Raw genomic sequence first — 23182 nt, 5'->3', positions numbered from 1 at the left:
GCACCAGAACTATGCATGCCGGGGTGGTTTCCCGCCGAGTGTTCACTCAATCCGCGCAGGCCACCGGGTCGTCGAAGTGACCTGGAGTGCTCGGATAGGCCGGGCCGACCGCGTGGCCGCCGTAGTCGGGGTTGTAGGCGAAGGCCAGCTCCCGGTACGCCGACGTGCCGGCCGTGGTGACGTCGGTGACGGCGCGACCGGCGCCTGAACCCCAGGCCAGCAGGTTCAGGTAGTCGGTCATGGCCGGAGAGTGCTGCCGGACGTCGTTGAAGCCGCCGTAGGCCGCGTTGCAGTGGGTGTAGAGGTTGTAGGCGCCGTTCCAGTCGATCAGGCGGTCGCCCGGGTTCGGCCCGTTCTCTGCCACGTCAGCTTGCATCACGTCGCGGTCCCAGCCGCCGTAGATCCAGTCCGTGCCCTGGTGGTGACCGTTGTTGGCCAGGGTTGCCGGGTCGGCGGTGTCGTCGTCCTTGCCGGTCAGCTGGAACCACAGGCACGGATCGACCGTGACACCGCTGGTCGTGACCGGCCAGTCACCCGGCGCACAGTTGCCCGGGAAGGCACCACGCGGGTTGAAGTCGAGCAGGTCCGACCCCAGCACGTCCCGCTTCGCCGCATCCGACTCACCGACTCCACCGAAGATGTGGTCGATGAACCGGTCGTTCGTCCCCCGAGCATCCGGGTCGAACGCGCCGTTCTTCTGGCAGTCCGGTGTCGCAGCGTCGAGGACCGGGTCGCAGCCCTTGCCGCCCCACAGCACGTCCTCACCGTCGGCACCGAACACCTGGTCACCGCCGGCGTCCCCGTTGGCGAGGTCGTCGCCGTACCCGGCGTGGATGTTGTCCGCACCGGAGCCACCACGGAGCCGGTCCCGGCCACCGACGGTGATGCCGTCGTGCGGCATCTCCACGGCGGTGGACGCGCCGATCCACTGGTCGCCGTCGACGTCGTGCTCGAGGTCGACCCTGCGGTCGTACGCCGCTCTCCGGAAGCCGACGTAGGTCTCGGCAGGCGGCGAGTTCAGCGTGAAGGTGAACTGCGCCGGGCTGTCGCCGGTGTCGAGGTACTGGTTCACCACGCCACCCCGGTCGCCCAGGATCGCGTCCTCACCGGCTTCACCGGACACCGTGTCGTCGCCCAGTTCGCCGTACAGGTCGTCATCGTCTGCGCCACCGAAGATGGTGTCGTTGCCGTCCTGGCCCCAGACACCGTCGTCACCGGCCTCGCCGTACAGGGTGTCGTTCCCGAAGGCTCCTGCGACCTCACAGGTCGCCTGCGCCTCGGTACAGAACCGCGTGCTCGGTTCACTCAGGTCCGGATCGTGTGTCCGGGCCACGGTCGCACCTGCCGGCGGAGTCCCGTTCGGGTACCGGTCTGCGTAAACACGCTCGGTTGCGCCGGTGACAGTGCGGATCAGTGAGCCGTTGTCACCCAGTACGACGTCATCCGCGCCATCGGCCTCGATCGTGTCACCGGTGTCCCGGAACCCCTTGGCCGAGCTGCCACCGATCAGGTCGTCCTGACCATCAGGTGCCAGCGCGCCCTCCAGGAGCGCCGCCCCACTCGCCGTACCAGGCCACCCTGGGTCAGCGAGCGGCTGGACGGTAGTGAATGGCGAGTCCGCGGCCAGCGACAGGTCGCCGCGCAGGACGTCCGCACCGCCGTTGCCTTCGACGTAGTCCGCCCGTGCACCACCAGAGACGAAGTCACCACCGTCCTGGCCGTACACCACGTCCACACCGTCCCCGCCGGAGAGGCGGTCCGCACCGAACCGGTCAGCCGGCGGCAGCGCCGCCAGGTCGAGCCGGTTCACGATCCGGGTCGCCATCGGCGTACCGGGTGTGGAGCCGAGCCGGATCGTGACCCGAGTCGGCGTCTGGCCGGCAGCGGGCCGCAGTACGGCGGCGTTGTCACCGGTCACCACGTCATCGCCCGGACCACCGAAGATGGCGTCGGCCGTGTCCTGCTGACCGGTCACTCCGGCCAGCGGTGTCGAGCTGCCGCCGACCAGGTCGTCATCAGCCAGATCGCCCTCGATCCAGTCGCTCGCCTGACCGCCCTCGACGTAGTCGTCCTCGCCGTCCCCCTTGGCCCGGTCGGACCCGCCCTGACCGTAGAGCACGTCCTGACCGCCACCACCCGACATCTGGTCGTTTCCGGAGGTGTTTGCCGCCGGAGTCAGCCCGAGGTCGAGCAGAGTCACCACGTGGCCCAGTGCGAACCCACGCTGCCGAGTCACTGGCGTCGTAGCCGCCGGGTCGGTGGTCAGCGCGAGTACCGCGTTGTCACCGGTCAGCAGGTCAGGTCCGTCGTCACCGAACAGCAGGTCGCCCTCATCCGGGCGTCCGACGCCGGCCGCAGCCTGCTCGAACGAGCCACCCGCGATCGCGTCCTCACCATCGTTGCCGTGCACCACGTCGGAAGCGTTGTTGCCTTCCAGGTGGTCGTTGTCGCCGTTGCCATTGACGATGTCGTCGCCAAGGCCCCCGTACGCCGTGTCGTCGCCGTCACCACCGTGGATCCGGTCGCCCGTCCCCGCGGCCGGCGTCTCCCCGTCGAGGTCCAGCGGTACGGCGAGTGCACCCACGGTGCCGTTGTCGCCGATGAGCCGGTCCTTGCCGAGGTCGCCGTACAGGTCGTCGTCACCGGTGTCGGTCCGGCCGGCTGCGCGGGTTCCGCCGTACAGCACGTCGTCGCCGTTGCCGCCGGTGATCCAGTCCTTGCCGTTGTTGCCTTCCACGACATCGGCGTCGAGACCGCCGTACTCGGTGTCGTCGCCGGCGTTGCCGAAGACCTGGTCCGCCCCGGCGTCGCCGTACAGGAGGTCAGCGGCCGAGCCACCCCACAGCTGGTCGGCGTCGCCGCCACCCCGCAAGGTGTCCTTACCTTCCTGGCCGCAGACCAGGTCGTTGCCACCGGCAAGCTCTGCCAGGTCGGCGGCACCACCGGCCGACACGGTGTCGATGGCCGCGCCACCGAGGATCCGGTCGTTACCGTCACCGCCCGCGGCGTTGGACTTCTCCTCCACCGGATCGGAGCTGACCGGCGTACCGGCGACACACTTCTCGTCGTCGATCCGCTTGTCACCGAAGACCGTCGCCGGCCCGTCGCCACCGACGATGTGGTCGTTGCCCAGACCGCCGACCAGCGTCTTGCTGCTCGACTCGACCCCTGGCGGGAACGGCTGTTTGCCGACCTTGCGGAACGGACCGAAGTCGACCCCGTTGACCTTGTCGGGCCCTTCCACGTCACCGACGGTTGCCGGCTCCGCGATCACGTAGTCGTCGCCAGGACCGCCGTACACGGTGTCAGTGCCGTAACCACCAGTCAGTACGTCGTTCTTGCCACCACCGCGGATCGTCGCGCCCTGGTCACCCAGCGAGTGGCTGGTCACGGTCTCGATCGCGTCGCTACCCCAGACCTGGTCGTTACCGGTGCCGGTATCGACCGTGTTGACCGCGCCGGGATCGGGCGGACCGGCGGCGTCCCTGTCGAACTCACCTTCGGCCGCGGTGAAGATCCGGTCCGCGTTCGAACCGCCGGTGAGCAGGTCACTGCCACCGTCACCGATCAGCGTGTTGACCCCAGCCTTGAGGGTTCCGTCCGGCATATCGGCCGCGACCGCGACCTTGTCCGCGCCGCCGAACCCGCGGGCGCGGTTCGTGCCCAGGCCGAGGCCGATCTGGTCGTCACCCGGCAGCGGCCCTTCGGCCGTTGCCGGTGTAGTCGGGTCGACCGTCGCGATCGTGTTCCAGTTGATCACGTCCGGCAACTTGCTCTTGCCGTTGCCGTCCTGCTCGTTGTGCTGGACTTCCTTCTCGAACCGCGCGTTACCGAGCGAGGCGTCGCCGGCGACCTTGTTGTCGCCGTTGCCGACCGTGATGGAGTCCTTGCCCGGACCGCCCGCGACCACGGCCTTCGATCCCGTCCCGCCGGTGTCCCCGGTGACGATGATGTCGTCGCCGCCGCGGCCATCGACGTACGAGAGGCCACGTCCGGTGGTGATCACGTCGGCCGCCTGGCCGCCGATCACGACCGCGTCCTTGTCGAAGACGGCCGGCGTCTTCCCGGCGTCGTCGTCGATGGTCTTCTTACCGTCGCCGATGAACGTGATCGCCATCGGCTTGCTGTAGCCCTCGCCGTCGACCACGACCCGTTTCAGGTTCTTGTTCAGGTATTCGCGTTGCTCGCCCAGCATCTGGACGGCGAACCCGTCGAACTCGCCGTCGACACCGGTCGGGTCGTCCTTGGTCTGCGCGTAGTGCAGCGAGATGACCTTGACGGTGTCCTTCTCGACCTCCTTCTTGTCGTTCGTCCAGGGCGCGCCACGCTGGGCGTCCTTGCCCCATCGGCCGGCGAAGACCACCAGGGTGTCGTCGACAGTGCCCCCGAGTTTCGGTGGTGGTGGTTCACAGTCCGGCGCCACGGAGAAGTCGAGCAACGTCACATCGGCCAGCGTGAAGCTGAACGAGACCGAGAAGATGCTCACACCGATCGTGATGTAGACCCGCAGGAACAACGACAACCGGCCGCTGACCGTGAACAGACAGAGCGGGTTGTTCAGTGCCGCATGCAGGAACTCACTGACCCGGAACTTGCCGTCCTTGTTCGGGTCGTTCCAGGAGAAGCCGATCGTCAGTCGCAGACCGCCTTCGATACCGACCGTGATGATCACCGCGCTGACCGCTGCACCGGCCGCGATCTCACCGGTCAGCTGCACCACCGGCAGCGGTTTGCCGTCCTTGTCGACCGTCTTGAAGAACAACCCGTCCAGTACGTCGACAGCTTCGATCGGAGCGCCGTTCTGCTGGGCTTCGACCGCCTTCCGGATCCCGTACGTGTCCAGGCCCGCGACGATGTGCAGGCTCACCGACGCGGAGCCGGCCAGCGTCACGAACACCGGCGGCGGTGCGTAGACCGGACCGAACGCCTGCCGCCAGCTGAAGCCGAGCGTCAGCGGTCCGGAGTCGAACTCGACCAGCGAGACGTCGCCACCCATCAACAGGTTGAACGCGTTCTGCGGCTTCTCGATGATCGGGAAGGTGATGCCGGACTTCTCCGCGTCACCCTCGTCGGGCGCCAGGCCGGCTCCGCCGAAGATCTTGTGACCGGCCGCATCCGGGTTCTGGTTGTTGTCGTTCAGCGCCTTCTTGATCTCGGTCGGCGACTTCTCCGTCACCTTCGCGTACATCTTGTCCGCGGTGGTCGGCGAGTTGCTGGTCGTGAGTGCCTTGTCCCCGGCGATCTCGAAGTCACCGAGTGGGACGTAGCAGTCGTTCACCGGTCCTGGTGTGCACTTGGGCAATCGGTTGATGAACTCGATCACCGACTTGATCGTGTCCACGAAGTCCAGCTTCGGACCATCGACCAGCGTGCTGAACGCCTTCGCCAGACTCATCAGCGTGACGTCGTCCCCACCGGCCATCCGGCTCAGGTCGGACAGCACCGGGATCGGCGCGTACAGCGTGTCCATCACCGGCTGCAGCGGCCCGGTGACCCGCTTCATCTCCTTGATCACATCACCGAGCAAGCCCTCGAAGAACTTGCCCGCACTGATCCCGACATTCTTGAACGCGATCTTCGGCGCCCCGGCCGCATCCGGCGCCTGGTTGTCGAAGCCCCAGCTGAGCAGGAAGTTCGCCCGGACTCCCGGGAACGCGGAGTCGAGGTTCGCCTCGACGATCCAGTCGATCGCGAAGTCACCCTTGATCGCGACCCCGAACAGTCCCTCGGTGTTCCCGAGGTCGGCGAACTTCAGTTTCGCGTCGGTCGGCGTACAGGATGCTTCGTCACCCTTGAAGCAGCTGACGTCGCCCGGGGCCTTCAGATCGATCTGGAAGGTACCGGCGAACAGTGGCGCGGTCACGCCCTCGTTCTTGGCCACGTTGATCTTGATGAACGCGAGCTCGGCGATCATCGAGGTCGGCAGGTCGAAGTTCAGGCCGACCTGCAACTCCGGCCGCGCCTTCGCGTCCGGTCCCCAGCCATCGTGGGTGTTGATGAAGAAGCCGTCCTGTTTGGTCAGCCCGACCCGGAAGTGCAGGGCGAACCCGGCATCCACCTTGATGCCCTTCGTGCCCTCCTTGCCCTGCCGCAGCGCCAGACCCGGTACGCCGATGTCCAGCGGAATGTCCTTCGTGAAGCAGGGCTTGGCCGCGCCCTCGCTCACACATCCCTGGCCCGGGACGATCTTCCCCCGCTGGGCGGTGAACTCGAGATAGGCGCCGGTGATCTTCTCCAGCGGACAGACCTCGAGGGCCTCGGTGCAGTCGAACGTCACCTTCACGTCGGGCGCCGCGATGTCCACGTCGGACAGCGCCGCCGCGAGTTTCGTGTTGATGAAGTCCGCGAACTCCTTGGAGTTGGCCGGCCGGCCACCGCCCGGAAGTTCGTTCCAGATCGAGGACCGCAGTTTGGCCCGCAGGTCACCGATGAAGTTCGCGCCCTGCTGGAGGTCTTCGCCGACCAGCGGGAGCTTGCCCTGCAGGCTCGCCGTCCGGAAGGCCTGCTCGACCGCGGCCAGGTAGCTCTCGATCCCGTCGCCGAAGTTCTTGAAGTCCAGCAGTGCCGCGCCGATCCGGTCGCCCAGATCAGCTGGGAGCTCCAGCTCCTTCAGGGCGTCGTCGGGTGCGGGGAGCGTGTCGTTCAGATCAACCAGGTCGGCCGGATCCGTCGAATCCGGGACCCGCAGAGCGATCTTGCCGATCGCCGTCCACCCCGTCGCCGTACCGGTGTTGTTCAGGTAGATGGGCAGGCTGCCGCAGACCATCTGCGGGGTTGCGATCGTCTCGCCACAGTTCACGGTGCCGTTGGAGGCGTTGAAGTTCACGCCGACCGCGCCGATGAAGTCGCTGAACGAGACCGGGGTGTCCGCGGCCGCACCGCTCTTGGCCAGCGCGATGCTCAGGTCGGCCCTGGCCTGCGCCTTCTGGTCGGCCGGCGCATCGGCTGCCGGGTTGCCGAGGGCAATCGACAGCGGACCGATCACACCTTGGACAACGCCGTTCTCCAGTTTCGCCTTGGCACCAAGGCTGATACTCGAGTCTTCGAGCACCTTGAGGGACGCTGCGTCGGCCGGACCGTCACCTGCCTTCAGCGGCACCACCAGGCCGACCTTGACCCGGCCGTCGACCTCTACCTGAGCGAGGCCGCTGGCCTGGGCACCGGCGAAGGTCTGGCTCAGCGATTCCAGCGACAGCTTGATCGGTGCGCCCGCGCGGTACTTCCGCTTCCAGTCGACGTCGAGGACCAGGTTCGGTTCGTCGTTCTTCTCCAGGTAGCGGAACTTCACGCTGTCCGTGCCCAGTGCCTTGTTCAGCAACTCGACCGCGTCCTGCAAGCTGTCCGGCGTGTTCGCCAGCAACTGGTCGGTGACGTCGTCCAACGCCGAGCGCATCATGTACGCCGTACCAGCCGCCGGAGCCGGCGCCCAGTCCTTCGTCATCGTCAGCGTCTTGCCGTCACCGGAGACCGCCTGCACGATCGCGACCTGGGAACCGACCACGATCGACCGGCCGGTCAGCGACTGCGGGAACAGCTCGGCGTCCTTGCGGGTCGCGTCGGTCAGGCTGTTGGCGCCGTACGTGACACCGGGACCGGCGTTCGACTCGTCGCTCACCAGCAGGTCGCGCAACGACTTGCCGAGACCGGGGATCTCCTTGTCGTAAACGCCCGAGCCGGCCGACGTGTTCGCCTGCGCGAGCTGCTGCGAGAGCGTCTGCAGGGTCTTGATCAGCGCGGTGAACAGGGCCTTCGGATCATCCTTGTCGAAGTCCAGCTTGAAGAGTTCGTCGAGGTCGCTGGTGTCGATGGTCGCGCCGTCGGGTTTGGTCAGGTCCGCCCAGCTGGCCTTGAAGGTGGTCGACGCACCCGCGGGCAGGAACTGTTCGGCGCCGGGCACGCTGACCGCGACCTCGCCGTACGCGCGCACGTTCACGTCGACGTCCAGCAGTGCGTTCGGTGAATTGACGAGCTGCTTGAACAACTCCGAGATCCGCAGATCACCTTGGTCCTTCAGACCGATCGTGAGCATCTTGCCGGTCGCCGTACCGCCGGAACACGTTGCCGGGAGCGACGAGTTGCAGACCTTCAGCTGCCCCTTGAGCAGCACCTTGAAGAAGCCTGCGTTCGCGCTGAGGTCGACCGCGGTGTCGATCGGGAAGTCGGCCGACAGCAACTCCGAGCCGGTCCGGATCAGCACCCGGTCGGTGTTCAGCGGCAACGCCGGTACGACGGTGTCCAGCGGACCGTTGTGCTGGGTGAACGGGCAGGGCTCCGTGCTGCCGAGGAACCCGACACAGGCCTGACCGGTCCGCGGGTCCTGCAGATCCAGCACCACGGTCAGGTTCGTCTCGAACGACGGGGTGACCTTCGCGAACGTCTGGTCCGCGTTCGCGTTGACGATCCCGTGACCGCCCTCGTCGACCTTGTTCGCAAAGCTGACGGCACCGACATGCGGTTCCATCCCGGCGATCACGTACGGCGTGTCCTTGTCCGGCGCACCGCCGATCCAGTCCTGCTTCAGCGTGATCGTGCTCGGGTCGTTGCCGACCACCTCACCGGCCGAGGTGCCGGCCACCACCCGGCGGCCCACCCACTGGTCGTCCTTCCAGCCGGCACCGGTCACGGTCAGCGTCTTGGCGCCGTACGTCGCTTTGTTGCCGGAGGCCTCGATGCTGATCGGGTCGAGGTCGGCCTGCGGACTCGACTTCGACATCTTCAGCTTGAGGACGAGTTTGCTCGCGGTGGCTTCCCAGTCCAGGTTGGTCAGGTCGATCCCGGTCGTGGTGTCGAGCCTCTGCAACAGGTCCTGGAGCGAGGTGAACTTGGGTTTGCCGACCTGGGCCAGGTCGGTGCCCTGGACGAAGCCCGGCTGACCGGGACCCGGCTCGGTGTTCGCCGCCAGGAAGTCCTTGAGCACCTGGTTGGCCTGGATCGCATCGGACAACGTGCCCTTCAGGAAGGGGAGGTCCAGGTCACCGATGGGCGGCACCGGGCCTTCCTTGTCCGGGTCGAATTTCGCCTTCTGGACGGCGGTCAGCGTCGCGACCAGCTGAGCGAGACCCTCGGCCAGGTCCTGCAGGCTCATGTTCTGGAAGCGGCCGACCGTGCTGGCGAGATCCGGTGCGTTGACGACCGGGGCACCGGTCCCGATGTCGTCCCAGTCGACCTTGACCGTCGTACTGATGTTGCTGGGCAGAGTGACCGGAATCCCGGAGGTGGCAGCGCCGAGCTGGAAGGTTGCGTGCACCGAACCGCGGGAGTTCGCGTCGGAGTCGTCGATCGGCTGCGAACCGAGCGAGTCCAGGCCGACGTTGAACAGCCCTTCCAGCGAACCCTGCTGACCGAGCTCACCGGTGGCACCGAAGAACAGCTTGCCGTCGTTGTCCGGGTCGTTGAGCGTCCCGGCGAAGTGGGCGTCCACATCGAGTGACGAGCCGGTGAGCGAGACGCCGAGGATGCCGATCGCGGCTTGGGCGGTGGCGTTGTCGATGCTCGCGTGAGCGTCCACATCGAGTCGCGGCGTGGTGTTCGAGCGGACCAGGTAGACCTTGTCGTCGGCGATGCCGGTCCAGACCACGCTCAGCGCGAACCGGGACTTCAGATTCACCGTGACGCCGTCCGACACCGCGAGCTCGACCTTCGGCGAGGCGCTGCTGACCCGCAGGTCCTGCTTGGTCACACTGCGATCCACGGTCGCGACGATGTCGAGCTTCTTGCCGTCACCGAGGTCGCTGACCGAGGTCTTGAGGTGACCGGTGCGATCGCCGTCGATGCTGATCGCCTTGTCGACCTCGAGGTCACCGAAGTCGGTGGCGGTCTTCAGTTCGTCCGCGATGCCCTTGGCAACGAAGTCGTTCAGCCCGAGCAGTCCGCCAGGACTCGCGCCGATCAACGGGAGCTGGTCCTTCAGCTTGTCGACCGCGGCCAGACCGGAGGTCCACGCGGCCAGGCTGTCGGCCTCACCGCCCGCGCCGAGCATGGCCAGCAGATCATCCACACCGGCCTCGGCGGCGCGCGCCGGTTGTGGCGTGTAGACGATCATCCCGACCAGCAGGCTGAGTGCGGCAACTACTGCCGTCAGCCGCGAGCGGACCGCAAGACGAGCAAGACGAACCATCCCCATGATTTGTGCACCCCCGCGGCCCCGGGCGTCCGCGCTCCCCCCTCGGTTGCGCAGTGGGCGACCCCCCAGCCGCGTTCCGACGGTAAATGCCGAGAGTCACGCTGGCAATACTTCAAGTGCCCTTTGGGGCAGACATGGTGAAGCTACTTACCGTGCTCACCGGATCACTTGGAGTAGGTTCGACGCATGGTGAAGCGGACGATCGCACTGCTTGCAGTGCTGTTGCTGTGTACGGCGGGAACTACCGAGCCAATGGTGGTGGGCGGCACGCTGGCGAGTGTCAGCGAGGCGCCATGGGCCGTTGTCCTGACCAACAAGGACGCGGTGCGCGACTCCAAACGGTGGTGTGGTGGCGTGCTCGTGGCCCCGAACAAAGTCCTGACCGCGGCTCACTGCGCCAGCCGCCCGGCTGCGTCGTACGGCGTGATCCAGGGCCGGGCCGACCTGGCCGATCACTCGCTGGGGAAGTTTTCTGCGGTCAGCAAGATCTGGGTGCACCCGGCGTACAGCACGGCCACGAACCGCAACGACTTCGCCGTCCTGACCTTGCAGAGACCGATGACCGGGGTGCCGCTCCTGCCGTTGGAGACAAGTGCGCGCGCGGACCGGCGAGGCGCCGTACCGACTGTCTATGGCTGGGGCGACACCAACGGGACCGGGCCTGAGGACACCCTGCAGAAGCTCGCCGTACCGGATCTGGGTGACGCTACCTGTCTGGGAATCAAGGGGTACGCCGAGAACGGTTACACGGCGGTCGCGAATATCTGCGCTGGTTACCTGGATGGAACAGGCGACGCCTGTCAGGGCGACTCCGGCGGGCCGCTGGTGATGAACGGCCGCCTGCTCGGTGTCGTGTCGTGGGGCCGAGGCTGCGCGGAACCGCAGTATCCCGGGGTTTATGCGGAGATCGCGCCAGTAGCCAAGACGCTGCTCGAACAGGTTCGTTAAGCAGAAACATACCTGTCAGTTTCGGCGTGAGGATGTCACAGCTCGGACACAGCGCCACAACACTTTGTCCTTACCTTTCTGGTCAACAAGGGGACCGTCCCTCCCCGTTGCCCGTGAGGAGAAGGCATGGCGCAGACCAGACGTCACTTCCTGCAACAGGTTGGTATCGCCGGCGGTGCCGGTGTGCTCTACTCCACGATGTCCGCCCTCGGTCTGACCGGACTGGCCGAGACCCCCGCGTTCGCCGCCCCGACGCGGGCCGATCTGAACGGCCGGCCCCGCAAGCACGTGGTGATTCTCGGCGCCGGGATCGCCGGACTGACCTCGGCGTACGAACTCTTGAAGGCCGGCTACCAGGTCACCCTGCTCGAGGCCCGGAAGCGTCCCGGTGGCCGCAACTGGACCGTCCGCGGTGGAGCTTCCGAGACAGACCTGGCCGGCGTCACCCAGCGGGCACGGTTCTCGCCGGGGCAGTACATGAACGCCGGTCCGGCGCGGATCCCGCAGCATCACGTGACGCTCGACTACTGCCGTGAACTCGGCGTCGCCATCGAACCGTTCATCAACCAGAACGCGGATGCGTACCTGTACCGCGAGGGTACGACAGCCCTGTCCAACAAGCCGATCCGGCACCGCACCGCCAAGGCCGATGTCTACGGCTACGTGTCCGAGTTGCTGGCCAAGGCGACTGATCAGGGGGCGCTCGATTCCTACCTGACTGCTACTGACAAGCAAGCCCTGATCGGGTTCCTGACCAGCTTCGGGTCGATCGCGAACAAGGATGGTGGGTTCAAGTACGCCGGGAGCGGCCGCCGCGGGTACTCGGTCGAGCCCGGCGCCGGAACCGAAGGCGGTACGACGGAAGCGCCGTACGCGCTGAGTGATGTCTTCGCGAGCGGGGTCGGAAACTACTTCTCGTTCGAGTTCGGCTGGGACCAGGCGATGATGATGTTCCAGCCGGTCGGCGGGATGGACCGGATCCCGTACGCGTTCGAACGCGCGATCGGCCGGGAGAAGATCCAGTACGGCGCCGAGGTCCTGGGGATGCGGAACACTCCGGATGGCGTTCAGGTCACCTACAGCACCGGTGGCCGGCCCCGAGTCCTGGCTGCCGACTTCGCGATCTGCAGTCTGCCGCCGCAGATCGCGGCCAAGATTCCGTCGAACCTGCCGACGCCGGTGGTCGACGCACTGAAGTACGCCCGGCCGACCAATGCCGGCAAGATCGGGATCGAGTACGGACGCCGTTGGTGGGAAGAGGATCTGCGCATCTACGGCGGTATCACCAACAGCAGTCTGGACACCGGCAACACGTGGTATCCGTCGACCGGCTTCCACGGGGAGCGCGGCACCGTGATCGGTTACTACAACACGGGTACCAACGCGAACCTGTACGGCGCGCTCACGCCGGCCGGCCGCCTCGAGCGAGCCGTTGCCCAGGGCACCAAAATGCACGGCGAGGTCTACGGCCGGGACATCGAGGCGTCGTTCTCGGTGAACTGGGCCGCGGCCAAGCACTCCGAGGGAGCGTGGGTCGGCTGGCCCTCGCAGACCGACGGAACCTATCAACGCCTGCTCGAACCCACCGGCAACGTCTACTTCGCCGGCGACCATCTGTCCCACGCGATCGCCTGGCAGCACGGCGCCATGACCTCGGCCCGCGCCACCGTGACCGCACTACACCACCGGGTGGTGACGTCTCGATGAAGCTCCGTCAGGTAGTCATTGCAGCTGTCGCAGTGGTAGCGACCTTCACCGCAGGCGCCGGTACGGCGGCCGGCTGGTGGAACAAACCGCGTCCACCCCGCCCCGGAACCGTCGTACCGGCTCTCCCCGCCGGGCAGGCCAACCCGATGATCGCCACCGGCGTCGGCATCGGCGCGAACACCCCGATCTACAAGACGAGCGGCATCGGCCCGACGGCGTTGAACACCACAGCTCCGGCCGGATCAGAGGCGTCGTACATCGACACCGCCATCTTCCCCGGCGGCACCCTCTCGGCCGGCGTCACCATCACCGAGGCCCAAGGCATCAACGTCCTCCGCCGGATCGGCGAGAACCTCCAAGCCGCCGGCCTCACCTTCGCCGACGTCTACACCATGCGCGTCTTCCTGCAGAACCCCGCCGGAGCGGCCACCGCCGACTTCGCCGGCTGGAACCGCGCCTACCGCCAGTACTTCGCCAACACCGACCTCACCACCGGCAACTACGTGCCCGTGCCGTTGGGTACCGCCCCACCCACCAAACCCTTCGTCATCAACAAATCCCGCCCCTCCCGCTTCGCCCTGGAAATCGAAAACCTCCCCGTCGGAGGCTGGCTGGTCGAAGTAGAAGTAGACGCGGCATACCCGAAGCACTGACCGAGCCAAAGGCGGTCAGGCGAAGCGCTCGTACGCCGGGATCGTCAGGAAGTCGACGTACTCGTCTGCCAGGGCCACCTCGAGGAAGAGGGCTCTGGCGGACTGGTAGCGGTCGGGGTGGTCGAGGGCGGCGAGTTCTTCGTCGGCGAGGCGTTCGACGAGTTCGGTGGTGATGGTTTCGCCGGTGTCGAGGACTACGCCGTTCTTGCGCCACTGCCAGATCTGGGAGCGCGAGATCTCGGCAGTGGCGGCGTCCTCCATCAGGTTGAAGATGCCGACGGCGCCGGTGCCTTCGAGCCAGGCGGCCAGGTACTGGAGGGCGACGCTGATGTTGTTGCGGAGGCCGGCCTCGGTCACGTCGCCCGGGGTGGCGGCGACGTTGAGGAGCTGCTCGGCGGTGACATCGACGTCCTCGCGGAGTTTGTCGAGCTGGTTGGGGTTCTCACCCAGTACGGCGTCGAAGACCGCGCGGCATGTGTCGACCATGCCGGGGTGCGCTACCCACGAACCGTCGAAACCGTCGCCGGCCTCGCGGGTCTTGTCGGCCTGGACCTTCGCGAAGGCCTGCTCGTTGACGGCCGGGTCCTTGCTCGGGATGAACGCGGCCATGCCGCCGATCGCGTGCGCGCCGCGCTTGTGGCACGTGCGGACCAGCAGCTCGGTGTAGGCGCGCATGAACGGCACGGTCATCGTCACGCTGTTGCGATCCGGCAGCTGGAAGTCGACCCCGCGGTCCCGGTGTGTCTTGATCACGCTGAACATGTAGTCCCAGCGGCCCGCGTTCAGACCGGCCGAGTGCTCGCGCAGCTCGTAGAGGATCTCCTCCATCTCGAACGCGGCCGGGTAGGTCTCGATCAGCACGGTCGCGCGGATCGTCCCGCGTGGGATGCCGAGGGCCTCCTGCGCGGTCACGAACACGTCGTTCCACAGGCGCGCCTCGAGGTGCGACTCCATCTTCGGCAGGTAGAAGTACGGCCCCTGACCGCGGTCCAGCTGCAGTTGTCCACAGGCCGCGAAGTACAACGCGAAGTCGACCAGCGAACCGGAGACCGGCTCACCATCGACCAGGATGTGCTTCTCGGGCAGATGCCAACCCCGTGGCCGGACGACGATGGTCGCCAGCTCCTCATCAGGCTTCAGCGTGTACGACTTGGTGTCGGTGCTGAAGTCGATCTGCCGGGTGATCGCGTCTTTGAGGTTGAGCTGACCGCCGACGACGTTCTCCCAGGTCGGCGTGTTCGCGTCCTCCTGGTCGGCCAGCCAGACCTTCGCGCCGGAGTTCAGCGCGTTGATCGTCATCTTCCGGTCGGTCGGCCCGGTGATCTCCACCCGGCGGTCGACCAGACCGGGCGCCGCCGGCGCGACTCGCCAGTCCGGATCGTCGCGGATGTCCTTCGTCTCGGGCAGGAACCCGAGGTCCGTACCGGCCGCGATCGCGGCGATCCGCCCGGTCCGGCGGGCCAGCAGCGCCTGCCGACGGCCGTCGTACTCGCGATGCAACCGCTCGATCAGACCGAGCGCACGCTCGGTCAGGATCTCGTCGTACCGCTCGTTCCGGGTCCCGATCACGTCGATGGCCATAGCTCTCACCCTAACTTCGGGAGGACCTCGCGCAGCAGCTGGGCATGTTCCTCGGGACGCTTGAGCCCGGCGTTCATCGTGTTGACGCACAGATGGGTGGCGCCGAGCTCGCGCCAGCCGTCGACGTACTCGCGCCAATCCTGCTCCGGTACGGCACCGAGCGACAGCCGGGCCTCGATACCGATCTCGGCCGGGTCGCGGCCTGCCTGCTCCGCGGCGTCCCGGATGGTCTTCAGCTGCGCGCGCATCGCGTCGTCCGGCCGACCTTGCGGCATCCAGCCATCGCCGATCTCGCCGGTCCTTCTCAGTACGGCGTCCGCTCCGCCGCCGAACCAGATGGGGATGCGCCGGCTCGGGAGGGGGTTGAGGCCGGCCTGGTCGACATGGTCGTACTTGCCTTCGTGGGTGATGACCGGGTCGGCCCAGAGTTTGCGGAGCAGCTCGACCTGCTCGGTCAGTCGGGCACCGCGCTGGGTGAACGGTACGCCGAGAGCGTCGTACTCGACCTGGTTCCAGCCGATGCCGACGCCGAGCCGCAGCCGGCCGCCGGAGAGCACGTCGACCTCGGCCGCCTGCTTGGCGACGAGCGCTGTCTGGCGTTGCGGGAGGACGAGGACACCGGTTACGAGTTCGAGCTCGGTGGTGATGGCGGCCATGTACCCGAACAGCACGAAAACCTCGTGGAACAAGGACTTGTCGGTGTATCCGGTCCAGCCGGGACGGTTCGCCGGATCCGCACCGAGAACGTGGTCGTAGGCAAGCACATGCGTGTAGCCGGCGTCCTCGACCGTCCGCGCCCAGTCGCGTACGACGGCCGGGTCCGCGCCGATCTCGAGCTGCGGGAAAACCGCTCCGATCCTCATGCTTCGATCAACTCCAAGAGTCCTTGAACAGCCTGCTCGAACGGTTCGGTGGATTGCGCCGCCCGGGCCAGCACATAACCACCCTGCAGTACGGCGGCGATCGTCGCCGCGAGTCGCTCGGGATCGATCGTTGCGGCGAACTCACCGTTCTGCTTGCCCTCAGCAACCACCTCGGCCAGCCGGGTGCGCAACCAGGTGAACGTCTCGTCGAGCGGGGCACGCAACTCCGGGTCCGCCACGACATCGGGATCCGCGGTCAGTCGGCCGACCCGGCAACCGCGCAGCACCTCACGCTCCCGGCTGAGATAGCCGGCGATCCGATCCCCCGCCGTACCGGGTGCACTCAGTTGCTCTTCGGCCGCGGCGCGCAATTCGGTGCCCGATCGCTCGATGGCGGCTTTGGCGAGCTCGGCCTTCCCGCTGAAGTGGTGATACATGCTCCCCTGCCCGGCCCCGGCCGCCGCCTGAATCGCCTTCGGGCTGGTCCCCACATACCCCCGCTCCCACAACAACTCCTGCGTACTCCGGATCAACCTCTCCACCGTCTCCACCCACCCACTGTACCCACAGGTACAGCGTCGGTAACGACACGTAGTGGTCCCACCAAGCTGACCGGCGCACGCTCACCGGCCACCTCGCCGTACCGCCACGACCCACCTCTACGTGTCCTTACCGACAACCAGGCGACGGGCGTCGGATGGCCGCGGCGCTGGCCGGACCGATAGTCTCGGGGGACTATGAGCACCAGTGTCGCCATTGCGGTAATCACGTTTAGGCGGCCTGGTCTGTTGCGGGGTCTGTTGGCGAGTTTGCAGGCCCAGGAACTGCCCGCGGGATCGGATTATTCGGTCCGGATCGTCGTCGTGGACAACGATGCCGAGGGCACCGCGGCGCAGGTGGTGGCGGCCTTCGACGGCGATCGATATCCCATCGAGTCGGTGGTCGAACCGGAGCCGGGGATCCCGTTCGCCCGCGAACGCTCGGTGGAGCTGTGCTGGAACGACGACGCGCTGATCTTCGTGGACGACGACGAGGTGGCACCGAAGGACTGGCTGGCGACCCTCCTGGCCGCCTGGGAGAAGACCGGTGCCGACGTTGTCACCGGGCCGGTGAAGGGCAACCTCCCGGCCGGCGCTCCCCCGTGGAACCACTACAGCGACGTCCACGACTCGACCGGCCGGCACACCACCGGCCTGGAGATGCGCAAGGCGTACACGAACAACACGCTGGTCAGCCGGCGGGTCTACCACACGGTCACACCGGGCTTCCATCCCGCGTTCCGCTACACCGGATCCAGCGACCTGCACTTCTTCCTGCGGGTGCACCGGGCCGGTTTCCGGATCGTCTGGTGCGAGGAGGCCGTGATCGCCGAGGAGGTCCCCGCGGCGCGGACGACGCTCAGCTGGCTGGTACGGCGTGCCTTCCGATCCGGCAGCGGCGACACGATCAGCCGCCTGCTGATCCGTCCGGGCGCGGTCAGCTACGTCCTGGTGCTGGCCTATGCTTCGGCCCGGGTGGTCTCGGCGATCGGATTCGCGCTGGCCGGACTGCTGCTCGGCCGGAAGACGCACCTGCTCAAGGCAGTCCGCCGGTTCTTCTCCGGTGTCGGCAGCCTGGCAGGCATAGTAGGGATCAACCATGACGAGTACCGGGAACGGCACGGCGCCGACCACGACGGTGGCGAGCCTGTGCCGGGCGATCTGGCAGGTGGAGCGGGACCTGAGTCTGCTCGACTGGCAGATCCGGGGCGCGCACCCGTGGCCGATCATCCGGATGCGCGTCTTCCATGAGCTGACCCGTCGTTCCGGCATCCACGGCATACCGCATCCGGTACGTCGTTCTGCCCGCGACAAGCTCGGTCTCGTCGGGCGGCACGTGGCCGGTCTCGCGACCCGCAACCCGTTCCTCGGCCGGTACTCGTCTCTCGTGGTACCGCATCCCCGGAAACCGGACGGTGTCGAGATCTACACCGCCGAACTCCGCTCCTTGTTAGGCCCCTCTGCGCTGATCCTCGACTCGGGAATCAACGGCGTACCGCTCCCCGGTAGCCGCAACCTCGACTTCTTCACGTCGGCGTTCGGCGCGGTGCACCCGCGGTCGGTGGACGACCCTCTTGGTATCGCGGCCGCCTTGCAGGAACTGACCGGTGTCTCGGTACCGATCGGTGCACTGCTGGCCCGCGAGGTCCCCAAGCATCTCCGCCTGCGCGCGCTCTACCGGAAGCTTTTGAGGCGACACGGCATCAAGACCGTGTACGTCGTCGTCGCCTACTTCCACCAGCACATCGTCGGCGCCGCCCGCGATCTCGGCATCCGGGTCGTCGAGCTCCAGCACGGCGCGATCAGCCCGTTCCACCTCGGCTACAGCTACCCCGGTCGCCCGATGGTCGCCGACCAGCCCGACGAGCTGTGGACCTTCGGCTCCTACTGGTCGTCCGTCGCCGACCTACCCGCAGGAATGCAGACCTCCGTCGTAGGCGCGCCCTACCTGCCCGCACCCGTCCCGAAGGATCCGTCGCTCGCGGTCTTCCTCTCCCAAGGCACAACCGGCGCCGACCTCCTGCACGTCGCCGAGTCCGTCGCGCGCGCGAACCCTGCACTCCGCGTCCTCTTCCGCCTGCACCCGAGCGAACACGCCGCCGACTACACCCCCGCCCCCGGCGTCGAACTCTCCACCTCAGGCAACACCCTCGACCTTCTCGCGCGAGCGACGTACCAGGTAGGCGTCTCCACCACCGCCCTCTTCGAAGGCATGGCCCTAGGCTGCCGCACCGCCGTAGCCCCCCTCCCCGGCCACGAATACCTAGCCACCCCCATCACCCAAGGCCACGCCATCCTTCTCGACGACCCCACCCATCTCCCCCAAGCCCCCCTCTGCCCCACCCCCACCATCTACTACGCCCCCACCGCCCTAACCCACCTGATCCCCCCACCTTGAGCACCCACCAACCGCTCGCGGCCCGCCGGAATGGCTGATCGGGGCTCGAGGTGAAATGTCGGTGGCGACTTCTAGGGTCGGCGGCATGCGGAGTGTGGAGTTGGGGCGGACTGGGTTGCGGGTCAGCAAGTTGGGGTTGGGGCTGGCTTCGATCGGGGGGATGTTCGCCGCGGTGCCGGAGTCGCAGGCGATCGCGACCATCGACCGGGCGTGGGAGCTCGGGGTGCGGCTGTTCGACACCGCGCCGGTCTACGGGTACGGCGTCTCCGAGCAGCGGGCCGGGTTGGCCCTCCGCGGCCGTCCGCGGAACCACTTCGTGCTCTCCACCAAAGTCGGCCGCCTGATCGAGCCCGGCGGACCGGACGTACAGCCGATCTGGGCCGAGCCGCCGGCCGGTGTCGGACCACGGCTCGACTACTCGTACGGCGCGGTGATCCGCTCGTTCGAGGCGAGCCTGGAGCGGATGGGGATCGACCGGATCGACATCCTGCACATCCACGACCCCGACCTCGACTTCGCCACCGCCTCGACCGACGCCCTCCGCGCACTGAACGAACTCCGCGGCCGCGGCGCGATCCGCGCGATCTCCCTCGGTGTGAACCATGCCGACGTCGCAGCCCGCTTCCTCCGCGAGACCGGCACCGCCGGCCCGGACTGCATCCTGCTGGCCGGTCGCTACACCTTGCTCGACCGTTCCGCGACCGACGAACTGCTTCCACTGTGCTCAAAGCTCAACGTCGCCGTACTCGCGGCCGGAGTCTTCCAAGGCGGCGTACTCGCCGACACCGCAGATGGCGCTCCCCACGGCTACGCGCGAGTCCCGTCCGAGCTGCTGACCCGGATCGATCGACTCCGCGAGCTCTGCCGACGGTACGACGTACCGTTGCTGGCGGCCGCGATCCAGTTCCCACTGGCGCATCCCGCCGTACCGGCCGTGGTGGTCGGGGCCCGCAGCCCGCAGGAGATCAGCGAGGTCGCGGGTTGGCTGGAACACGCCATCCCGGAAGCCTTCTGGGCAGAGCTCTCGACCTACTAAGGTCGGCGCTATGCGGTTCATGCTGCTCCACAAGACGAACGACGGCCTCGAAGCGGGTAACCCACCGGACCCCGAGATCCTGGCCCGCGCCGACGCGGTCCTCGAGGAGATGCGCCAGGCCGGCATCCTGCTGGTCGCCGAAGGCCTGATGCCGAGCGCGAACGGCGCCCGCATCTCGGTCGCGCAGCCGGGTCCACCGCGCGTCCTCGACGGCCCGTTCGCCGAGACCAAGGAGCTCGTCGCCGGCCTGTCGATCATCCGCGTCGACTCCAAGGACGACGCGATCCGCTGGGCACTCCGCTTCGCCGAGGCCGACCCCTACACCGAGATCGACATCCTCGAGATCGCCGGCTAAAGCGTGTAGTGCAGGATCGGGTACGGCTTGTTGGTCGAGTCCCGCTCACTCCGGCCGACCAGCGTGAACCCGTAGTGCTCGTAGAACCCGACGGCCTGCGGGTTCTGCTCATTCACATCGACGGCAGTCGCCGCAAACTCCTTGCAGGCATGGTCGAGCAGCAATTTCCCACCGCCCTGCCCCCGGTACGCCGGATCCAGGAACAACATCTCGACATTTCCCTCGGCCACCCCCACGAAGCCGATCAGATACCCATCACCGTCCCGCAATCCCGCCAACTGCGGAATCCCCCCGATCGCCTCCCGCACCAACGGCCGGAACACATCCAGATCCGCCTCAGTCACAAAGTCATGAGTAGCCCGAACCGACGCCTCCCACAACTCAGCCGCCCGCCCAAACTCATCGCCCCGAACCACCCCAACCTCCATCCCCCCAAGCTAGGCGCGCCCGAACCCCCACGCCATCACAATTACGCCCACCCACCCCCGCCACGCCTGCCCCCATGCCCCAACCACCACTTGTGATGGCCCCCAAGTCCGCCCATCTGCGGTTGGCGACCGGGCCGGCATCGATCCGGCCCGGCAGCACCCCACTCAACTGCTGGGCAGACACTCGGCAGCCCGCGCCGCCCACCCCTCTCGGATGGGGCTAGGGGTGGCGAGGTGGGGCTGAGGTTTGGTGGGTGAGGAGTTGCATGGGGAGGAGGTGGGGGTTGGTGTCGGGGGTGCCGGTCATGAGGTGTTCCAGGAGGGTGGCGGCTTGGCGGCCTAGCTCGTCTCGGGGCATGGCGACGGTGGTGAGGGTGGCTTGGCCGGTCCAGTCGAGGGAGAGGTTGTCGAAGCCGATGACCGAGAGGTCGGCTGGTACGTCGATGCCAAGTTCGCGCAGGCGGGACAGTGCGCCCTGGGCGACCAGGTCGTTGTAGGTGACGACCGCGGTGGCGGGGGTCCGGCGGATCTGGTCGGCGGTGGCGTACCCGTCGGCGGCGGTCCCGCCGCACGGGATCACGGTCAGGCGGAGGCCGAAGGCGGCTGCAGCTTCCAGGGCGCGGATGCGTTCGCCGTTGGCCCAGGAGGCTTCGGGGCCGCTGAGGTAGGCGACCTCGCGGTGGCCGAGTTGGGCGAGATGGCCACAGATGAGCGTCGTACCGCCGTAGAAGTCGACCGAGATCGACGGTACGGCGAGGCCGGGGACGATGCGGTTGACGAGAACCATCGGGTGCCCGCGGTCGGCGAGCGCGACGAGCTGGTCGCGGCGCATCCGGGGTGAGCAGAGCAGGAGGCCGTCGCAGCTGCGGAGGAGGTCGGCGACGAGCTCCGGTTCGACAGCTGGGTCTTCCTCGGACTCCATGATCATCACCCGATGGCCGTTCGCGCGGGCGACGGCGCTGACTGCTTTGAGGATCTCCGGGAAGTACGGGTTGGCGAGGTCCGGGACGAGTACACCGATCGTGCCCCAGCGCCCCTTGGCCAGTCCCTGCGCGGCGGCGTTCGGCCGGTAACCGAGCGTGCGGACGGCCGCCTGGACGCGGTCGGCGAGGGCGGGGTCGACCTTGGCCGTGCCGTTCAGCACCCGGGAGACGGTGGCCGGCGATACACCCGCGGCCGCGCCGACATCGGTGATCGTCACTCGCTGGGTACTGGCGCGCAACCGTCTCACCTCCCTCTGAAAGCCCTTCCTCAGGATCGATGATCCACAAGGTCATGCACAACCTGTGGATATGAAACCGCTTTCGCAGGTCTTGCCGCATCCGACCCGCCGGATCTACTCTGGGCGGACCCGATCTTGGCAAGCGCTTACCCACAGGAGTGAGGCTCGTGAGTCACGGCGTGTTCGCGTACACCTGGGACCTGGTCGGCGACCCGGAGGCCGCGGCCCGGATCGCCGGGCTCGGCGCCGACACCGTGACCCTGCAGGCGGCGTACCACTCGGTTCGCGGGATCACCCCGTGGCACCCGGCCCACCGCGTCGTCCACGCCGAACACGCGGCGGCCTACTTCCCCATCCGCGACGACCGCTGGCCCGGCCTCCGTCCACTCCCGCCGAGCTGGGGTGTGGATAACCCGGACCGCTTCGGTACGGCGGCCGCCGCGCTCACCGCCGCCGGTATGTCGGTCGAGGCGTGGCTGGTGCTCACCCATTCGTCGGCGGTGGGTTCGGCCCACCCGGATGTGACCGTGCGGAACGCATACGGCGAGCGCTACCCGTATGCGCTGTGTCCGTCACACCAGGCGGTCCGCGAGTACGCACTGACGATCGTGAGTGAGATCTGCGCCCAGTACGACGTCGATCTGATGCTCGAAGCCTGCGGCTGGCTCGGCTTCGACCACGGCAGCCACCACGAGAAGACCGAAGGCGCCGAACTCTCGGTCACCGCACGCCGCCTACTCTCCCTCTGCTTCTGCCCAGCCTGCCGTACGGCGCTCGGCCCCGAAGCTGATCGTTTGGCCCGGTCGGTCCGAACCGCCGTCGACGCCGAACTCGAAGGTGGATCCGGAGCTCCCGTCGACGCGACTGCCCTTCTCGCGCACCGAGGAGCCGTGATCGGCGAACTGGTCCGTGAGGCGAAGTCCCTGGCCGGCGACCGCCGAGTGTTGCTGATGGCAACCGACGACCCGTGGGTCACCGGCCCCGACGTAGGCGTGGACTTCCAGTCCGTCGCGCCGGATGCCTTCGTCCTCAAATGCTGGGGCGACACCCAAGCAGCCGCCCGCCAGCTGAAGGCGGCGGCCGACCGAACCGACATCCCCCTGATAGCCAACGTCACAGCCCTCGACCCCCAATGGAACGGCGTCACGGAACTACTCGAAGCAGGCGCCACCGAAGTCAGGTACTACCACGCAGGCCTCGCATCCAAAGCCCGCCTCAACCGAATCCGCACCGCGATAGCCGAGGCCCGCAGATGACGCGCGAGAAAGCAGGCCTGGACGCGAAAGCGGACGCGCCCGCAGGCGCAGGCGCGCGCACGGACGCGGGGAG

Annotated in this window: 14 protein-coding genes; 8 read left to right on the top strand and 6 right to left on the bottom strand. The window is 67.5% G+C overall.

Annotation, left to right across the window (positions count from 1 at the left end):
* Positions 1–46 precede the first annotated feature (46 nt).
* Positions 47–10123: a calcium-binding protein gene (locus tag ACFCV3_RS08070; RefSeq protein ID WP_376027409.1), complete on the bottom strand. Its 10077-nt coding sequence runs from the start codon at positions 10121–10123 to the stop codon at positions 47–49.
* A 186-nt stretch (positions 10124–10309) separates the two neighbouring features.
* Here ACFCV3_RS08070 and ACFCV3_RS08065 point away from each other — a divergent pair, with 186 nt between their 5' ends.
* The 3 genes from ACFCV3_RS08065 (at position 10310) to ACFCV3_RS08055 (ending at position 13431) form a co-directional block, all read left to right on the top strand.
* The gene (locus tag ACFCV3_RS08065; protein ID WP_376027407.1) at positions 10310–11071 is read left to right on the top strand and encodes a trypsin-like serine protease; all 762 of its coding nucleotides are present in this window, start codon (positions 10310–10312) and stop codon (positions 11069–11071) included.
* 126 nt (positions 11072–11197) lie between these two features.
* Positions 11198–12778 carry a flavin monoamine oxidase family protein gene (locus ACFCV3_RS08060; protein ID WP_376027404.1) on the top strand — a complete coding sequence of 527 codons (1581 nt, stop codon included), beginning with the start codon at positions 11198–11200 and terminating at the stop codon, positions 12776–12778.
* Positions 12775–13431 carry a Rid family hydrolase gene (locus ACFCV3_RS08055; protein WP_376027401.1) on the top strand — a complete coding sequence of 219 codons (657 nt, stop codon included), beginning with the start codon at positions 12775–12777 and terminating at the stop codon, positions 13429–13431. The genes ACFCV3_RS08060 and ACFCV3_RS08055 overlap by 4 nt, the downstream gene beginning before the upstream one ends.
* 15 nt (positions 13432–13446) lie before the next feature.
* On the opposite strand, the gene aceB is transcribed toward ACFCV3_RS08055, so the two are convergent.
* Genes aceB through ACFCV3_RS08040 form a run of 3 tightly spaced genes read right to left on the bottom strand, consistent with a single transcriptional unit; the run spans position 13447 to position 16426 of the window.
* A complete protein-coding gene (aceB, locus tag ACFCV3_RS08050; RefSeq protein WP_376027398.1) occupies positions 13447–15012 on the bottom strand; it encodes a malate synthase A in 1566 nt (521 codons plus the stop codon).
* A 5-nt stretch (positions 15013–15017) separates the two neighbouring features.
* On the bottom strand, positions 15018–15875 hold the full coding sequence (locus ACFCV3_RS08045) for an LLM class F420-dependent oxidoreductase (protein ID WP_376027395.1): 858 nt from the start codon (positions 15873–15875) through the stop codon (positions 15018–15020).
* On the bottom strand, positions 15872–16426 hold the full coding sequence (locus tag ACFCV3_RS08040; protein ID WP_376027392.1) for a TetR/AcrR family transcriptional regulator: 555 nt from the start codon (positions 16424–16426) through the stop codon (positions 15872–15874). The genes ACFCV3_RS08045 and ACFCV3_RS08040 overlap by 4 nt, the downstream gene beginning before the upstream one ends.
* A gap of 186 nt (positions 16427–16612) precedes the next feature.
* On the opposite strand from ACFCV3_RS08040, the gene ACFCV3_RS08035 reads away from it, so the two are divergent.
* From ACFCV3_RS08035 to ACFCV3_RS08020, 4 genes are all read left to right on the top strand, one after another.
* The gene (locus ACFCV3_RS08035) at positions 16613–17665 is read left to right on the top strand and encodes a glycosyltransferase family 2 protein (protein ID WP_376027390.1); all 1053 of its coding nucleotides are present in this window, start codon (positions 16613–16615) and stop codon (positions 17663–17665) included.
* Positions 17649–18812, top strand: coding sequence for a hypothetical protein (locus ACFCV3_RS08030; protein WP_376028710.1), 1164 nt, complete (start codon positions 17649–17651; stop codon positions 18810–18812). The genes ACFCV3_RS08035 and ACFCV3_RS08030 overlap by 17 nt, the downstream gene beginning before the upstream one ends.
* Positions 18813–18897: 85 nt before the next feature.
* Positions 18898–19848 (top strand): aldo/keto reductase, encoded by a 951-nt coding sequence (locus tag ACFCV3_RS08025; protein WP_376027388.1) that lies wholly within the window; start codon positions 18898–18900, stop codon positions 19846–19848.
* A gap of 10 nt (positions 19849–19858) precedes the next feature.
* Complete coding sequence (locus ACFCV3_RS08020) at positions 19859–20203, top strand: YciI family protein (RefSeq protein ID WP_376027385.1); 345 nt, start codon at positions 19859–19861, stop codon at positions 20201–20203.
* Here ACFCV3_RS08020 and ACFCV3_RS08015 read toward each other — a convergent pair.
* Both ACFCV3_RS08015 and ACFCV3_RS08010 read right to left on the bottom strand, forming a co-directional pair.
* The gene (locus ACFCV3_RS08015) at positions 20200–20547 is read right to left on the bottom strand and encodes a GNAT family N-acetyltransferase (RefSeq protein ID WP_376027382.1); all 348 of its coding nucleotides are present in this window, start codon (positions 20545–20547) and stop codon (positions 20200–20202) included. The genes ACFCV3_RS08020 and ACFCV3_RS08015 overlap by 4 nt on opposite strands.
* A 304-nt stretch (positions 20548–20851) precedes the next feature.
* Positions 20852–21853: a LacI family DNA-binding transcriptional regulator gene (locus ACFCV3_RS08010; protein ID WP_376027380.1), complete on the bottom strand. Its 1002-nt coding sequence runs from the start codon at positions 21851–21853 to the stop codon at positions 20852–20854.
* Positions 21854–22020: 167 nt separating this feature from the next.
* Here ACFCV3_RS08010 and ACFCV3_RS08005 point away from each other — a divergent pair, with 167 nt between their 5' ends.
* Entirely contained in the window at positions 22021–23109 is a 1089-nt protein-coding gene (locus tag ACFCV3_RS08005; RefSeq protein WP_376027377.1) for a hypothetical protein, read from the top strand.
* The last annotated feature ends 73 nt before the right edge of the window (positions 23110–23182 follow it).

The sequence above is a fragment of the Kribbella sp. NPDC056345 genome (genome assembly GCF_042262745.1).
Classification (GTDB): Bacteria; Actinomycetota; Actinomycetes; order Propionibacteriales; family Kribbellaceae; genus Kribbella.
The sequence above is the reverse complement of the archived record's forward strand: the minus strand, read 5'-3'. Positions and strand labels throughout refer to the sequence as shown.

What these genes read in the sequence shown, in the direction of transcription:
- ACFCV3_RS08070 (WP_376027409.1), bottom strand. Translation starts at nt 10,123, where the DNA reads ATGGGGATGGTTCGTCTTGCTCGTCTTGCGGTCCGCTCGCGGCTGACG.
- ACFCV3_RS08065 (WP_376027407.1), top strand. Translation starts at nt 10,310, where the DNA reads ATGGTGAAGCGGACGATCGCACTGCTTGCAGTGCTGTTGCTGTGTACG.
- ACFCV3_RS08060 (WP_376027404.1), top strand. Translation starts at nt 11,198, where the DNA reads ATGGCGCAGACCAGACGTCACTTCCTGCAACAGGTTGGTATCGCCGGC.
- ACFCV3_RS08055 (WP_376027401.1), top strand. Translation starts at nt 12,775, where the DNA reads ATGAAGCTCCGTCAGGTAGTCATTGCAGCTGTCGCAGTGGTAGCGACC.
- aceB (WP_376027398.1), bottom strand. Translation starts at nt 15,012, where the DNA reads ATGGCCATCGACGTGATCGGGACCCGGAACGAGCGGTACGACGAGATC.
- ACFCV3_RS08045 (WP_376027395.1), bottom strand. Translation starts at nt 15,875, where the DNA reads ATGAGGATCGGAGCGGTTTTCCCGCAGCTCGAGATCGGCGCGGACCCG.
- ACFCV3_RS08035 (WP_376027390.1), top strand. Translation starts at nt 16,613, where the DNA reads ATGAGCACCAGTGTCGCCATTGCGGTAATCACGTTTAGGCGGCCTGGT.
- ACFCV3_RS08030 (WP_376028710.1), top strand. Translation starts at nt 17,649, where the DNA reads ATGCGCGTCTTCCATGAGCTGACCCGTCGTTCCGGCATCCACGGCATA.
- ACFCV3_RS08025 (WP_376027388.1), top strand. Translation starts at nt 18,898, where the DNA reads ATGCGGAGTGTGGAGTTGGGGCGGACTGGGTTGCGGGTCAGCAAGTTG.
- ACFCV3_RS08020 (WP_376027385.1), top strand. Translation starts at nt 19,859, where the DNA reads ATGCGGTTCATGCTGCTCCACAAGACGAACGACGGCCTCGAAGCGGGT.